This is a genomic window from Pseudomonas sp. OA65 (genome assembly GCF_017498305.1).
In the GTDB taxonomy this organism is placed as follows: Bacteria; Pseudomonadota; Gammaproteobacteria; order Pseudomonadales; family Pseudomonadaceae; genus Aquipseudomonas; species Aquipseudomonas zanjanensis.
This window is the reverse complement of sequence record NZ_JAGDEZ010000011.1, coordinates 165,484-178,552: the sequence shown is the minus strand read 5'-3', so window position 1 is coordinate 178,552 and position 13,069 is coordinate 165,484. Positions and strand designations below refer to the sequence as shown.

At 58.9% G+C, this 13,069-nt stretch carries 13 protein-coding genes, 1 tRNA gene and 1 pseudogene; 4 read left to right on the top strand and 11 right to left on the bottom strand.

Going from position 1 to position 13,069, the window contains the following annotated elements; translation table 11 throughout:
* Positions 1–15: 15 nt before the first annotated feature.
* The gene (locus tag J3361_RS12475) at positions 16–576 is read right to left on the bottom strand and encodes a GNAT family N-acetyltransferase (RefSeq protein ID WP_207964848.1); all 561 of its coding nucleotides are present in this window, start codon (positions 574–576) and stop codon (positions 16–18) included.
* A gap of 49 nt (positions 577–625) precedes the next feature.
* Positions 626–1,207: a hypothetical protein gene (locus tag J3361_RS12470; RefSeq protein ID WP_207964847.1), complete on the bottom strand. Its 582-nt coding sequence runs from the start codon at positions 1,205–1,207 to the stop codon at positions 626–628.
* Positions 1,208–1,385: 178 nt separating this feature from the next.
* On the opposite strand from J3361_RS12470, the pseudogene J3361_RS29485 reads away from it, so the two are divergent.
* Positions 1,386–1,531 (top strand): annotated as a pseudogene (locus J3361_RS29485) (EamA/RhaT family transporter); the annotation flags it as partial.
* A 16-nt stretch (positions 1,532–1,547) separates the two neighbouring features.
* Here the strand turns inward: J3361_RS29485 and J3361_RS12465 are convergent.
* The 6 genes from J3361_RS12465 to J3361_RS12440 all read right to left on the bottom strand — a co-directional run bounded on the left by J3361_RS12465 (position 1,548) and on the right by J3361_RS12440 (position 5,235).
* Complete coding sequence (locus J3361_RS12465) at positions 1,548–2,189, bottom strand: XRE family transcriptional regulator (RefSeq protein ID WP_207964846.1); 642 nt, start codon at positions 2,187–2,189, stop codon at positions 1,548–1,550.
* A complete protein-coding gene (locus J3361_RS12460) occupies positions 2,186–2,518 on the bottom strand; it encodes a type II toxin-antitoxin system HigB family toxin (protein WP_207964845.1) in 333 nt (110 codons plus the stop codon). The genes J3361_RS12465 and J3361_RS12460 overlap by 4 nt, the downstream gene beginning before the upstream one ends.
* 158 nt (positions 2,519–2,676) lie before the next feature.
* Positions 2,677–2,904 (bottom strand): integrase, encoded by a 228-nt coding sequence (locus tag J3361_RS12455; RefSeq protein WP_003204158.1) that lies wholly within the window; start codon positions 2,902–2,904, stop codon positions 2,677–2,679.
* Positions 2,905–3,045: 141 nt separating this feature from the next.
* On the bottom strand, positions 3,046–3,528 hold the full coding sequence (locus J3361_RS12450) for a nuclear transport factor 2 family protein (protein ID WP_207964867.1): 483 nt from the start codon (positions 3,526–3,528) through the stop codon (positions 3,046–3,048).
* Positions 3,529–3,726: 198 nt separating this feature from the next.
* On the bottom strand, positions 3,727–4,929 hold the full coding sequence (locus J3361_RS12445; RefSeq protein WP_207964844.1) for an MFS transporter: 1,203 nt from the start codon (positions 4,927–4,929) through the stop codon (positions 3,727–3,729).
* Positions 4,930–5,145: 216 nt separating this feature from the next.
* Positions 5,146–5,235, bottom strand: a tRNA-Ser gene (locus J3361_RS12440).
* 307 nt (positions 5,236–5,542) lie between these two features.
* On the opposite strand from J3361_RS12440, the gene J3361_RS12435 reads away from it, so the two are divergent.
* The 3 genes from J3361_RS12435 (at position 5,543) to J3361_RS12425 (ending at position 8,417) form a co-directional block, all read left to right on the top strand.
* Positions 5,543–6,232: a crotonase/enoyl-CoA hydratase family protein gene (locus J3361_RS12435; protein ID WP_053180884.1), complete on the top strand. Its 690-nt coding sequence runs from the start codon at positions 5,543–5,545 to the stop codon at positions 6,230–6,232.
* Positions 6,233–6,588: 356 nt separating this feature from the next.
* Positions 6,589–7,311, top strand: coding sequence for a 1-acylglycerol-3-phosphate O-acyltransferase (locus J3361_RS12430; protein ID WP_207964843.1), 723 nt, complete (start codon positions 6,589–6,591; stop codon positions 7,309–7,311).
* 134 nt (positions 7,312–7,445) lie between these two features.
* On the top strand, positions 7,446–8,417 hold the full coding sequence (locus tag J3361_RS12425; RefSeq protein ID WP_207964842.1) for a magnesium and cobalt transport protein CorA: 972 nt from the start codon (positions 7,446–7,448) through the stop codon (positions 8,415–8,417).
* Positions 8,418–8,466: 49 nt separating this feature from the next.
* Here the strand turns inward: J3361_RS12425 and J3361_RS12420 are convergent, their stop codons facing one another.
* The 3 genes from J3361_RS12420 to J3361_RS12410 all read right to left on the bottom strand — a co-directional run bounded on the left by J3361_RS12420 (position 8,467) and on the right by J3361_RS12410 (position 12,658).
* Positions 8,467–9,195 (bottom strand): amidotransferase, encoded by a 729-nt coding sequence (locus J3361_RS12420; protein WP_207964841.1) that lies wholly within the window; start codon positions 9,193–9,195, stop codon positions 8,467–8,469.
* Positions 9,196–9,283: 88 nt separating this feature from the next.
* On the bottom strand, positions 9,284–11,428 hold the full coding sequence (locus tag J3361_RS12415) for a 3-hydroxyacyl-CoA dehydrogenase NAD-binding domain-containing protein (protein WP_207964840.1): 2,145 nt from the start codon (positions 11,426–11,428) through the stop codon (positions 9,284–9,286).
* A gap of 24 nt (positions 11,429–11,452) precedes the next feature.
* Positions 11,453–12,658 (bottom strand): acetyl-CoA C-acetyltransferase, encoded by a 1,206-nt coding sequence (locus tag J3361_RS12410; protein WP_207964839.1) that lies wholly within the window; start codon positions 12,656–12,658, stop codon positions 11,453–11,455.
* Between the last annotated feature and the right edge of the window lie 411 nt (positions 12,659–13,069).

Below are 13,069 nucleotides of genomic sequence, written 5' to 3'. Positions count from 1 at the left end.
TGGCCGGCGTGGGAATCAGGTGTTCGATGAAGCTTTCGCTTTAAGCCACGCCTCACGCGTCATTTCCCAGACTTCTTTAAGCAACGGCCCACAGACAAACTCCCCCTGCTGCGTCCCGATCATGTGCATGCCTTCGCGCTCCGACACCCTGCGCGAAGCCAGGTTGCCCACGGCCTTGGGCACCTGCATGACGGGGCGTTCCAGGGTTTCGAACCAATAGGCATTGATCGCCTGGCACGCCTCCCGCATATAGCCTTTCCCCTGCCACTGCGGCGCCAGCCAGAAACCGCGGTTGTTGCCTGGCTGATCGTAGAGGCTGATGCTGCCGATGCTCTGTGCCGGGGCCTCGGCAATACGGATCATCCAATGCCACTCGCGCCCGGCGGCGACAGCGGGGAGCGCATGGTCGCGCACGTAGGTCAGCGCGCCGTCATCCGGGTACGGCCAAGGCACGCGGCTGTCCAGGTAACGGACCACTTCCCAGTGTGGGAATAATCGTTGAATCGCCGGTGCGTCCGTCAGTTCAAGGGGTGTGAGGATGAGGCGGCGGGTTTGGAGCGTGGGGATGGGGTCCATGATGAAGATTCCTTTTCAAACGTTATGGCGTCCTTGAAAAGTTTTCACGCTAAAAGTTATCCGTGATCCTGCACAGCTTGCTGTCCTCCAAGGATAAGGGGGGAGGCTCAGTCGTTTTCACGGACAGTTGCTTGAGGGTGACCGTGCACTTGTAGCGCCCCGCGGCCTCCAGTTGGTAATCCGCCCCTGCTTTAGGGACAAAGCGGAACATGTTGTAGCATTGAGCACCGATGTAATGAAAAGCGATGGGCTGCCCGGCAGGCACCAGCAGCTCAGTCATTACCGTGGAAGATGAATGTTTGTCGTCGTCTGGCATGCCCAGTCGTTCGCCGTTGCGATTGGCGTAGCCATCCCGGAACGCCACCATGACGCCCGCGCCCGGCAGGCGGAAGTCCACACAATCGGACTTGGGTACGGCCCTGACCATGCCATCGCTGATCACCCGCAAGCGTGCGGTCTCACCACCGTCAGGCGTTGAATAAGGGGTGGAGAAAGAGCGGACATCCGACAGCGCTCCGCAGCCGGTGAGCAGCGTCAATAAGGTGAAGTTCAAGGCATGTCGCAGGAAGCGGTAGGTAGTGCCCGGGCAAATATCAGTTTGGGAGATGAGGGGGTGTGGCGATTGGCTCACGATGATGCTCCATGCGGGTCAGATATCCAGGGCCAACAACGGTCAAGAGGAACGCGATGTCAGCGCGAGATTTTATAGAGGGTTCAGGGATTGGCTGCAATAGCCGACGTACCGGGGCGCACCCCTGATGATCCAGGCCCACTCAAACCTCATCACCGGATTGGCCCTCGCCGTGGTCGCGACGCTGAGCTGGGCTTGTGGTTTCATCATCGGCTGCCGACACTGCTGGAGACGTCAGGTCTTGCGGCTGTGCTGGTTGGGGTGGTCATGGGGGTGCGGATCATCCTCAACTCGCGTGAATCGACAACCAACGCGGCCCCTTGATCAACAGATGATTGCCCTACCCCTTGTCCGTCCCTTTGGCTGTCTTTCTGCGCCCCTTCGAAGTCACCACTTTGTATTCACCGGCACCGGCCTCTTCCACTGAATATGCGGTCAGGGCGTCCTCGTGCAAAACATAATGGGTGGAAGTTTTACTGACAGTAAGAGGAACAGTTTCGATATGAGCGGCCACCTTTGCAGAGGCCGCTGGCAAGAAAGCGCTCGGCTCCAGCGCAAACCGCTCTGCCAGCGCGTACGCCATCTTGTGACTGATAGGCCGATCTCCATTGAGCACCTTGGACACCGCCGTTTTATCACCGATTTCAGGGAGGTCTGAACCGGTGAGCCCGAGCGTCTCCATCAAGTCCTTGATCAACTGCACAGGCGTGCAGCTCGCCTCAAAGGCGGCATTCGATTCGCGAAACTGGTCAGAATCGCGCTGATAGGCCAGGATTTCGTCCTCGAGCTCAACGAGAATCCTCTCCTCGGTCCTGCTCAGCTCGCGCCCGTCGGTAAGCGCATCGAGCAGGGCCGTCGCGCGCGCATAGTCGGCAGGGGTCTTGATGCCATGCACAAACTCACCGCGCAGGCGATCCAGTACGGCGTGTAGCTCGCCAAGCGTCGCGATCACGGTTTGAAAGTCGTTCCGGGCTGCGCTCATCGTCTTACCCCTTTGTTTCTTGCATACCAGCTGTTGGCAACGTCGTAATCGGCATGCGTGTAGATGTGTTTGACGTAGAACTTCTGCCGGGCATAGTTGACGCCGCCTATCACCCTGAGATTATTGCCGCCTACGTCGATCACCACCCAGTTCATCGCCGCTCTGGGCTTGAACAAGTCGACACCGTGCGTACCGAATAGCTTTTGCAGGTCGGCGAACGCCTTGGGGCGCGCCATCCTCAGAATGTGCAGGCATCGATCAAGCCCGGCCTTATCGTCGGGATACAAAATCGCAGCGTCGTCAAAACGTGATGGCGTGAATATATCCATGGGCTTCCTTGTCTTTGAGCCGATGGTACTCTGGTTGTGTTTTTTCACAACTCCGATTTATGGGCGATGGCGGGACTCATGCTGTGGCGAGCCGGCGATTTGGCCGGAAGCATTGGGCCAGATGAGCCAGGACATAAGCCAGCGATCACGGAGACCGATCACCGCAAGATCAACACCGCCGCCACCGCAATCACGGCCACCACACCAAAGACCATCCGCGCGATCCAGGGCGCGGTGAGCCAGACGCCGGTTACCCCGGCAATCTGCCCCACGTTCTTCTCGGTCAGGCGGAAACTCGGCTCCCGGAAAGGATTGCCGCAATGTGGACAAGCGTAGGCCTTGTCGGAAATTCGGGATGCGCATTCAGGGCAATCGATCAGACTCATTGCGTGACCTCAGGAAGAGACGAACTTGGGGTACTGACAAAGACCATGCATTGCCGGTTTTTGTTCTGAATCGAGTAAACCTTTTGGAGAGCACGCCCCGGAAAAGCGAACTGCTTCACAGCCAACAGGATAGCCCAGCCACTACTGTGCAGGTTTTACGCGCCGGATAAGGTCGTCCAGCACGTAGGTGTCCAGAAAGGCTGTGACTTCAATGATCTGACCATTCTTGAAGGTCATGTGCCACAGGTAGGTGTTGTTGTAGGGTTTATGATCAAGCGCCGTGGCTGTTCCGTCCCACATCACAACCACGACATCATCCTGAGCAACGATGTTCTGCACCGTGGGGACAATCGGTGTTGCCAGCCGAGCGGTAATCGACCGCACGACATGGGCCAGCTCAGCCTTGTTGTTATAGACACCAGAAACAGGACTCGTCCCGGCCACGGTCCATTTCGCATTGGGCGCCAGCAGATCGAATACCGTGCCTTTGCCTTGTTGCCAATTCGCGAAGGCCTGGCGGACCAGATCCGTATTGGCGTTTTGAATAGGTTCCGAAGCCCAGACGTTACTCGTGAAAAACACTAAAGACAGTGCAAGAGCCTGGACGCGCCAAGCCAAACTCATCCATATGGTCATGATGTTCTCTCACAGCAATGCAGTTGATAAGACGCTCTTCCAAGAGAACCTTAACGGCGTGTGCCCAGAAGCTTTTGCCCGATGCTGCTGTGAGGTTGCCCGATGCTGTTCACTGGAGAGGTGCAACGACCAGCCGCTCATCAAGCAATTTTTTCCTTCAGCGTAACTACCTTCATGCCCTTATGCTCATTCCATGAGAGAGGCTGGTTTCCAGAATCGCCCGGCCAGCCAGCGACCGACACTCAAGGCCCAGGCCAACATAGCGATCAATCCGACACTAAGCAGCATCCCATTCACGCCCGTGCTGCTGATGAGCTTGCCGGCGATAAAGGGAAACCCGAATACGCCAATGAAGTAGGACAGGCTGAAAAGCAGCAGTGCCTGGGCGGTCAGTCCAGGTGGCGCCTCGTTGGCAGCCAAGCCATTAATGACCGAATAGTTGAGACCATAACCGACCCCAAGCAAGGCCGCAGTCAACGCGTAACTAAGACTGTCATGAACCCACACACCGAACCCCGTCACGGCGACCAACATCAGCGTGGTCAACAGGCAAGAAGTCGCAAAGGGGTCACGGCGGACCACCCACCCGGCAATCAACAACCGACAAGCGATAGCCGCCCCCATGAAACCGACGAAAAACAGGGAGTAGTCAAGCCCCTGACTGGCGGCATAACTGGTCTGGAAACTGCCCAGGCCGCCGAAGATCGCGCCCCCCAGCCCCACCATCAAAATGGACAACGCTGAACGTGAGCGCAGCACATCCGTCGCCGATCTCAGCCCCATCCGTGCCTTATTGCCAGACCGGCGCTCCACTTCGGCAAAGCCCGTTCTCAGCCACCAAAAATACACCCCACCCAGCAATGCCGCGGCGGCGGCAAAGAAGAAAGCCGTCTGGATGGGTAGCCCGACGGAACTGGCCAGCTTGCCTGAAAGAGGGCCACTACCGATCCCCGTCAACATGCTGCCCGACAAAAGCGCGAAGCAATGAGTCCGCCTGGCTGGCTCGACCATCGCTGCAACCATAATGGGCCCAACCGTGTAAAACAGCCCCCACCCGATCCCCAGCATCAAACCGCAGGCCAACAAACCGATGCCAAGGCCCGATATCAGCGCAAACCCCATGGACGCAATGACCAGAAATACAGCGCCAAGGGCCATGCACAGTGCTGCACCTATGCGCTGCATCAAATGCCCCGAGGCGACCACCGCGACCAGGGTACTCGTCATGGCAACGGCAAAGACTTGCCCCGCATCGCGCTCAGTTCCCCCCAGGGAGGACACCAGCAGCGAGACCAGGAAAGTGGCGCCATAAGAAATGGACAGAAGGAAACTGGCTACGCAAAACAGGCCGAAGCGATTGGAGGACTTGCCGTTGGAGAGCGGTGACATCGGTGTTTTTCCACGCGCTGAACAGGTCTTTTTGTAGCACGGCTACAGGCGGGGATAGTCGTTTGGGTGGCGGAGTCAAGGTTAGGAAGTTTGCAACTTTGCGCTGACGGCGTATCACCTGGGTGCCATTGCCCCCATCGTCATTTTTTTAAGACGGCAGAAACCACAAAACCCCTGGTTTTCTTGGAAAACCAGGGGTTTTGTGTGTATCGAATGTGGCGGTGAAGGAGAGATTCGAACTCTCGATACAGTTTCCTGTATACACACTTTCCAGGCGTGCTCCTTAAGCCACTCGGACACTTCACCGTATCTCGCTAAACTGTTCAGTCTGTCGAGGCGCGCTAATGTAGTCGAAAGCTTTTCCGATGGCAAAGGTTTTTTTCAGAATTTTCATGCGGTTAAGCTTCGTCGGGCATTCAAACGCGCCCGGGCAGGGCAAACCGGCCAATCTTCGGGGCTACGCAGGCGCTGCTCTATAGATGAAGGCGTGGCGGGATGGGCGGGCCAGGCTGTTTGTCGAGTTTGGGGCTGACCGGTGAGTCAGTCACGGCGCTTTACCTGGCCTGCGGCGGTGGGTAACGTCTGCGACACTTCTCTTACAAGGAATAGCGTCATGAGCGACTTGATTGCCTACCATCTCGAAGACGGTATCGCGACCCTGACCTTGAACAACGGCAAGGTCAATGCCATCTCGCCGGATGTAATTGCCGCGTTCAACGCTGCGCTGGACCAGGCGACGGCGGATCGGGCGGTGGTGATCATTACCGGGCAGCCGGGGATTTTGTCGGGTGGTTACGATTTGAAGGTGATGACCGCCGGTCCCAAGGAAGCAGTGAGCCTGGTCACGGCCGGCTCGACCCTGGCCCGTCGCCTGCTGTCGCACCCCTTCCCTGTCGTGGTCGCTTGCCCTGGGCATGCGGTGGCCAAGGGTGCGTTCCTGCTGCTGTCGGCGGATTACCGCATTGGTGTTGAAGGCCCGTTCAGCATTGGCCTGAACGAAGTGCAGATCGGCATGACCATGCACCATGCCGGGATTGAGCTGGCCCGTGACCGCCTGCGCAAGTCGGCGTTTCACCGTTCGGTGATCAATGCCGAGATGTTCAATCCCCAGGGCGCTGTGGATGCCGGTTTCCTCGACAAGGTGGTGTCGGCCGAAGAACTGCAGGGCGCAGCCCTGGAAGCAGCGCGTCAGCTGAAAAAAATCAATATGTCAGCCCACAAGAACACCAAGCTGAAAGTTCGCAAGGCGCTACTGGAAACGCTGGACAGTGCGATTCTGCTGGATCAGGAGCATATGGGCTGACGCTCACAAATCACTCAAACATCATTGTGGCGAGGGAGCTTGCTCCCGCTCGGCTGCGCAGCAGTCGTAAAAAACTGCCAGCCGTTTTTCCTGATACACCGTGTGGAATGGTTTGGGGCTGCTGCGCAGCCCAGAGGGAGCAAGCTCCCTCGCCACGGATTTAAGCCCCTCCCCTAGCGTTGGGCTTTTTCCTACATGGGCCGCTTAAAAATCTCCAACTGCTCTAGGACGCTTCTGGCGCACTATTTAGAAACATGCGCTTAAACATCGTCCATTTCCTACCTCTATAGGGGCAATTGCTGAAAACAGTGCACATCCGTACACTGCGCCACCTTTTGTCCCGATGGGGCCTGTAGATGTTGTTTGTATTGCGTATGTTGTTGTTGGGCCTGCATTTTGTCCTGGCGGGTGTGCTCGGTGTCCTTTTGGGCCTGTGCCGGCCGTTCAATCCGGACAACAGTCGTTTATGCGCCAGGCTGTACGCGTTGCCGGCCATGTGCATTTTGCGCCTGCGGGTACGGACGCAGGTCAACACGCTGGTGAACAAGCCCAACGGCTGCGTGATCATCGCCAATCACCAATCCAACTATGACCTGTTCATGTTCGGCAACGTGGTGCCGCGCCGTACCGTGTGCATTGGCAAGAAGAGCCTGAAATGGGTGCCGCTGTTCGGGCAGTTGTTCTGGCTGGCGGGCAATGTGTTGATCGACCGCGGCAACGCGATCAAGGCGCGACAATCGATGCTGACCACCACTCATACGTTGCAGCATGAGGACACGTCGATCTGGGTTTTCCCGGAAGGCACGCGCAACCTGGGCGAGGACCTGCTGCCGTTCAAGAAAGGTGCATTCCAGATGGCCATCGCCGCCGGGGTCCCGATTATTCCGGTGTGCGTCAGCAGCTACATCAAGCACATGCGCCTCAATCGCTGGCGCAGCGGTGACATTCTCATACGCTCGTTGCCGGCGATTCCTACGGCCGGATTGAGCATGGATGACCTGCCACGGCTCATCGCCGAGTGCCGCGAGCAGATGCGCGAATGCATCGCGACAATGGACCGGCAGTTGCAAGCCGCTTGAATGAAAACCCGCCCTCCGGCGGGTTTTCTTTTACCGCCGAACTCCACAGATTTCACTGACTCTCATGCAACGGGGCGCGTTAAGCTGGATGTTGCCTGCCACTGCCATTTTCCAATAAGAAGTGAACCACCATTATGGGTAGAGTCGTTGCTGCTGCGGTTTACAGCGCCGGTAAGAAAGTCACCAATATCACCCTCGACGAAGGCAGCACCTGGGCTGCCAAACCGGGTCACTTTGTGTGGATCGGTCTCGAAGAGCCCAGCACGCTGGAACTGACCAACCTGCAGCGTCAATTCAACCTGCACGAACTGGCGATTGAAGACGCTATGGAAAAACACAGCCGTCCCAAGCTGGAGACCTTTGGCGATGCGCTGTTTATCGTCACCTATTCGCCGATACGCAAGGACGGCAAGCTGGAGTTCATCGAAACCCATATCTTTGCCGGCAAGGGCTACATCATCACCGCTCGCAACGGCCACTCAGCGTCTTACGCCTACGTCCGACAGCGTTGTGAGGCACGTCCTCTCTTGCTAAAGCATGGGGAAGATTTCGTCCTCTACGCCATCCTTGATTTTGTGATTGAAAACTACCAGCCGGTAGGTGAAGCCATTCACGCCGAAATCGACGAGCTGGAACGTAACGTGTTGTGCAGCTCACTGAACGAGCGGGATATCCAGAACCTGCACAGCTTGCGCCGCGACGTGTTGCGCCTGCGTCGCTATGCAGCCCCCATGGTGGAAATCAGCGAAGAGCTGCAGCGACTCGACTTCCCCTTCATCGACAAGAACATGAGTCCGTATTTCCGCGATGTGCAGATTCATGTCACGCGGCAAATGGAAGACCTGGCGACCCTGGCCGACATCGCCAGCCAGACCATCGAAGTCGGCGTGCTGCTCGAAGCGTCGCGCCAGAGCGTGGTGCAGCGCAAGTTTGCCGCTTGGGCGGCCATCCTGGCGTTTCCCACAGCCGTGGCCGGCATCTATGGGATGAACTTCGAAAATATGCCGGAGTTGGCCTGGCACTATGGGTATTTCCTGGTGCTTGGATTCATCGGGGTAGGCTGCACCGCATTGTGGGCGAGCTTCAAGCGGTCGGGGTGGTTGTAGGAGGGGAGCAGCTGCAAGCTTCAAGCTTCAAGCTCATAACTTGCAGCTCTTAACTTGCAGCTTGTAGCTGCTTCTGAGCCACAAAACGCATCATCCACTCCGCCACGGTGGTGCCGTGATGCTCATGGGCCAGGCTCGCCACGCCCTGGCTGTAGATCTGCTCGCCGAGGTGTTGCTGGCGGATCTCCAGCAAGGCCCGGGAATAATCGTGGATGAACTCCGGGTGGCCCTGGAAGCACAGCACCTGGTCGTTGATGTGGTAGGCGGCGAAGGGGCAGAAATCGCTGGAGGCGATGACGGTCGCATTTTCGGGCAGTTCGGTGACTTGGTCCTGATGGCTGATCAGCAAGGTCAATTCTTCCATCACCGGGCTCATCCACGGCGCCTTGGCGGCGAGTTTGTAGCGATGGGTGCCAACGCCCCAGCCTTGGGTGGCGCGTTCGGTCTTGCCGCCCAGCAACAGCGCCAGCAATTGATGACCGAAGCACACACCGAGCAATTTGTCGCCGCGCTGGTAGCGCTCCAGCAGGTAGGTCTTCAGGGTTTGAATCCAAGGATCAGTGCCAAAGGAGTCCGCCTTGCTGCCGGTCACCAGGTAAGCGTCGAACGCCTCGTCATCGCTGGGGTAATGCCCCTCCATCACGTTGTACACGATGAATTCGGCCGCGATGGGCTGCTGTGAAAACAGGCGCTGGAACATCTGCCCGTAACCCTGATATTGGTCGACCAGTTCCGGACGCAGGATATCGGTTTCCAGAATGCAGATGCGTAACGACATAAAAAATACCTGACACGTGATGGGAATATTGCACACCCCAGAGCCTGCCCTGAAACACGGTCCCAAGGCAAGCCCCTTCCCTGGTCTGTCAGAACAGTTCGTGCCGGGCGGCTTTCTCCAACAACAAGGCTGGCGGTGAGAAGCGTTCGCCGTATTGCTCGGCCAGGTATTGGGCACGACCGACAAAGTCTTGCAGGCCGTATTGGTTGATGAACTGCAACGCACCGCCAGTCCAGGTCGCGAAACCAATACCGAAGACCGAGCCGATGTTGGCGTCGGCCGTCGAGGTCAGCACGCCCTCCTCCACACAGCGCACGGTTTCCAGGGCCTGGATGAACAGCAGGCGATCACGGATATCCTGCGGGGAAATCTGTCCGTCACCTTTCTCGAAGCGGCTCTTTAGCTGCGGCCAAAGATACTTTTGTCCATTGGCCGGGTATTCGTAGAAGCCGGCGCCAGCGGCCTTGCCCGGACGCTTGTATTCGTTGAGCAGCAAGTCAATCACGGCGAATGCAGGGTGCTCAATCGGCGTTTTCCCTTCTGCATGCAAGTCCTTGGCGGTTTGCGCGCGGATATGGCTCATCAAGCCGAGGGAAACTTCGTCAGAGATCGCCAGAGGCCCGACCGGCATCCCGGCCTTGCGCGCTTCGGTCTCGATCATCGGCGCGCTCACACCCTCGCCGAGCATGGCGATGCCTTCACTGGTAAAGGTGCCGAATACCCGCGACGTGAAGAAACCGCGACTGTCGTTGACCACAATCGGCGTCTTGTTGATCTGCAGGACAAAATCGAAACCCCGGGCCAGGGTCGCGTCACTGGTATGAGCGCCCCTGATGATCTCCACCAGGGGCATTTTTTCCACTGGGCTGAAGAAGTGCAGGCCGATGAACTTCGTCGGGTCCGGCACGGCCATGGCCAGGCCGGTGATAGGCAAGGTCGAGGTGTTGGAAGCGATCACCGCATCATCTCCCGCCACTGCCTGGGCGGCGGCCGACACGCTGGCTTTCAGGGCACGATCCTCAAATACCGCTTCGATGATCAGGTCGCAACCGGCCAGGTCCGCGTTGCTCTCGGTAGGGTGAATCCGCGCCAGTGTGGCTTCGCGCTGCTCGGCAGTGAGTTGTCCGCGGGCGACCTTTTTATCCAGCAACGCCGCCGAACGGGCCTTGCCCTTCTCGGCTGCCGCCAGATCGACATCTTTCAGCACCACCGCAATGCCGGCCGCGGCGCTAACGTAAGCAATACCTGCCCCCATCATGCCCGCACCGAGCACGCCGACTTTTTTCGTCAGATAAGGCGCCAAACCTTGTGGGCGAGAGCCGCCGGCCTTGATCTCGTTGAGCTGGAACCAGAAGCTGCCGATCAGGTTCTTCGCCACCTGGCCGGTGGTCAGTTCGGTGAAGTAGCGGGTTTCGATCAGGTGGGCAGTATCGAAATCCACCTGGGCGCCCTCCACCGCGGCGCAGAGGATCTTCTCCGGTGCCGGCAGGCAGCCCTGGGTCTTGTTGCGCAGGATCGAGGGGGCGATTGCCAACATTTGCGCGACCTTCGGGTCGGAAGGCGTGCCGCCCGGCAGCCGATAGCCCTTTGCGTCCCAGGGTTGCACGATGCTGGGGTTGGCGAGAATCCAGGCCCGGGCCTTGGCCAGCAGTTCGTCACGATCCTTCGCCAGCTCATCGATCAAACCCGCCTGCAGCGCTTGTTGCGCACTGACCTTCTTGCCCTCGAGCAGGTAGGGCAAAGCCTTTTCCAAGCCGAGCAGGCGCACCATCCGCACCACCCCGCCGCCGCCCGGCAACAGGCCGAGGGTGACCTCCGGCAAGCCGAGCTGCACCGATGGCAGGTCCAGCGCCACACGATGATGGCAGGCCAGGCAGATCTCCCAACCACCGCCAAGGGCCGCGCCATTGATGGCCGCCACCACGGGCTTGCCCAGGGTTTCCAAGGCACGCAGTTGCGCCTTGAGCAGCAAGACCATGTCATAAAAAGCCTTGGCCTCGGGCTTGCCGACCTTGACCAGCTCGTTGAGGTCACCACCGGCAAAAAACGTGTGCTTGGCCGAGGTGATGATCACACCGGCAATCGAGTCCTTTTCAACCTTCAAACGGGCGACGCAAGCGGCCATGGCCTCGCGGTAGCGCGCATTCATGGTGTTGGCGCTCTGGCCCGGCATGTCCAGGGTCAGGACGACGATCCGGTCCTGGCCGGTTTCGTAACGGATGGCATCGGTCATGAAAGGTGTTCCTTGAAGTCGGGCTCAGAGGCGTTCGATGACGGTGGCAATGCCCATGCCGCCGCCGACACAGAGGGTCGCCAGGCCATAGCGCAGGCGACGTGCCTCCAATTCGTCGAGCAGCGTGCCGAGGATTGCGCAACCGGTGGCCCCCAAGGGATGCCCCAGGGCGATGGAGCCCCCATTGACGTTGACCCTGGCGGGATCGATGGCCATGTCGCGGATGAACTTGAGCACCACCGAGGCGAAGGCTTCGTTGACTTCGAACAGGTCGATGTCCTCCACCCGCAGCCCCGCCTTGGCCAGCGCCTTGCGCGTAGCTGGTGCCGGCCCGGTGAGCATGATGGTCGGGTCGGTGCTGGTGACCGCCGTGGCGACGATTCGCGCCCGGGGCTGCAGGCCCATGGCGCGCCCCTTGGCTTCTGAACCGATCAACATCAGCGCCGCACCGTCGACGATGCCGGAACTGTTGCCCGGCGTGTGAACATGATTGATTCGCTCGACATGGCTATACACCCGCAGCGCCGTGCCATCGAAGCCCATCTGGCCCATGGCTTCGAAACTCGGCTTGAGCTTGCCCAAGCCGTCGAGCGTGGAGTCGGCGCGGATGAATTCGTCGTGGTCCAGCAGCACGATGCCATTCTGGTCCCGCACGGCCACCAGGGATTTATCGAACGAACCGTCGGCCCGGGCGCGTGCGGCTTTTTGCTGGGAGTGCAGTGCGTAACCGTCGACGTCCTCGCGGCTGAAGCCTTCCAGGGTGGCGATCAGGTCCGCGCCGATGCCCTGGGGAATGAAGTGGCCGTGCAGGTTGGACTGCGGGTCCAGCGCCCATGCGCCGCCATCGCTGCCCATGGGTACCCGGGACATGGACTCGACGCCGCCGGCCACCACCAGGTCTTCGAACCCGGATCTCACTTTCATGGCCGCCAGGTTCACCGCTTCCAGGCCCGAGGCGCAAAACCGATTGAGTTGCACGCCGGCCACACTGACATCCCAATCGGCCACCAGCGCTGCCGTCTTGGCGATATCGGCGCCCTGCTCGCCGACCGGCGTCACGCAACCGAGCACGATATCGTCGACCTGGCTGGTGTCCAGGTCCATACGCTGCTGCAAGGCCCTGAGCAGGCCGCCCATCAGGTTCACCGGCTTGACGCTGTGCAAGGCACCATCGGCCTTGCCCTTGCCGCGAGGCGTGCGTAATGCGTCGAAAATCAAAGCTTGGGTCATGACCATCCTCGAAACCACGGGCGTAATGCGATGCCTCAACCATAAGCCCAGCGGCGCTGGATTCAATGACCACAGCGCTCAATGACGTTGACGGCCACGCTCAGACGAACGGTAGCGAGCTATCGGGTTAACCGATTCAGGAGGGCGAGCTGTCTAGCAAAAGGGCCGGCAGGAAGGTGGCATTAGGCCTCATGCCTTTTTAATAGCGCCGTGCGACAAGCTGATACGAATTGGATCTAAGCCAAGGCGGCCGCGGCCCCTAATGTAATCCTTGTACAAGTAAGTCGTCGGGTTTTGCCGAGGCGCTTGTCGGAACAGGAAGTGCACCACCAGCCGTCATGGATATGCAGGCTGGTTTTTAGGACATAACAAAAAAGGCGGGTCAGCCATGTTCAAACATTCGAAAGTTCG

Bases quoted from the DNA above. Each gene is read 5' to 3' on its own strand.
- J3361_RS12475 (WP_207964848.1), bottom strand. From the start codon at position 576: ATGGACCCCATCCCCACGCTCCAAACCCGCCGCCTCATCCTCACACCC.
- J3361_RS12465 (WP_207964846.1), bottom strand. From the start codon at position 2,189: ATGAGCGCAGCCCGGAACGACTTTCAAACCGTGATCGCGACGCTTGGC.
- J3361_RS12460 (WP_207964845.1), bottom strand. From the start codon at position 2,518: ATGGATATATTCACGCCATCACGTTTTGACGACGCTGCGATTTTGTAT.
- J3361_RS12455 (WP_003204158.1), bottom strand. From the start codon at position 2,904: ATGAGTCTGATCGATTGCCCTGAATGCGCATCCCGAATTTCCGACAAG.
- J3361_RS12450 (WP_207964867.1), bottom strand. From the start codon at position 3,528: ATGAGTTTGGCTTGGCGCGTCCAGGCTCTTGCACTGTCTTTAGTGTTT.
- J3361_RS12445 (WP_207964844.1), bottom strand. From the start codon at position 4,929: ATGTCACCGCTCTCCAACGGCAAGTCCTCCAATCGCTTCGGCCTGTTT.
- J3361_RS12435 (WP_053180884.1), top strand. From the start codon at position 5,543: ATGAGCGACTTGATTGCCTACCATCTCGAAGACGGTATCGCGACCCTG.
- J3361_RS12430 (WP_207964843.1), top strand. From the start codon at position 6,589: ATGTTGTTTGTATTGCGTATGTTGTTGTTGGGCCTGCATTTTGTCCTG.
- J3361_RS12425 (WP_207964842.1), top strand. From the start codon at position 7,446: ATGGGTAGAGTCGTTGCTGCTGCGGTTTACAGCGCCGGTAAGAAAGTC.
- J3361_RS12420 (WP_207964841.1), bottom strand. From the start codon at position 9,195: ATGTCGTTACGCATCTGCATTCTGGAAACCGATATCCTGCGTCCGGAA.
- J3361_RS12415 (WP_207964840.1), bottom strand. From the start codon at position 11,428: ATGACCGATGCCATCCGTTACGAAACCGGCCAGGACCGGATCGTCGTC.
- J3361_RS12410 (WP_207964839.1), bottom strand. From the start codon at position 12,658: ATGACCCAAGCTTTGATTTTCGACGCATTACGCACGCCTCGCGGCAAG.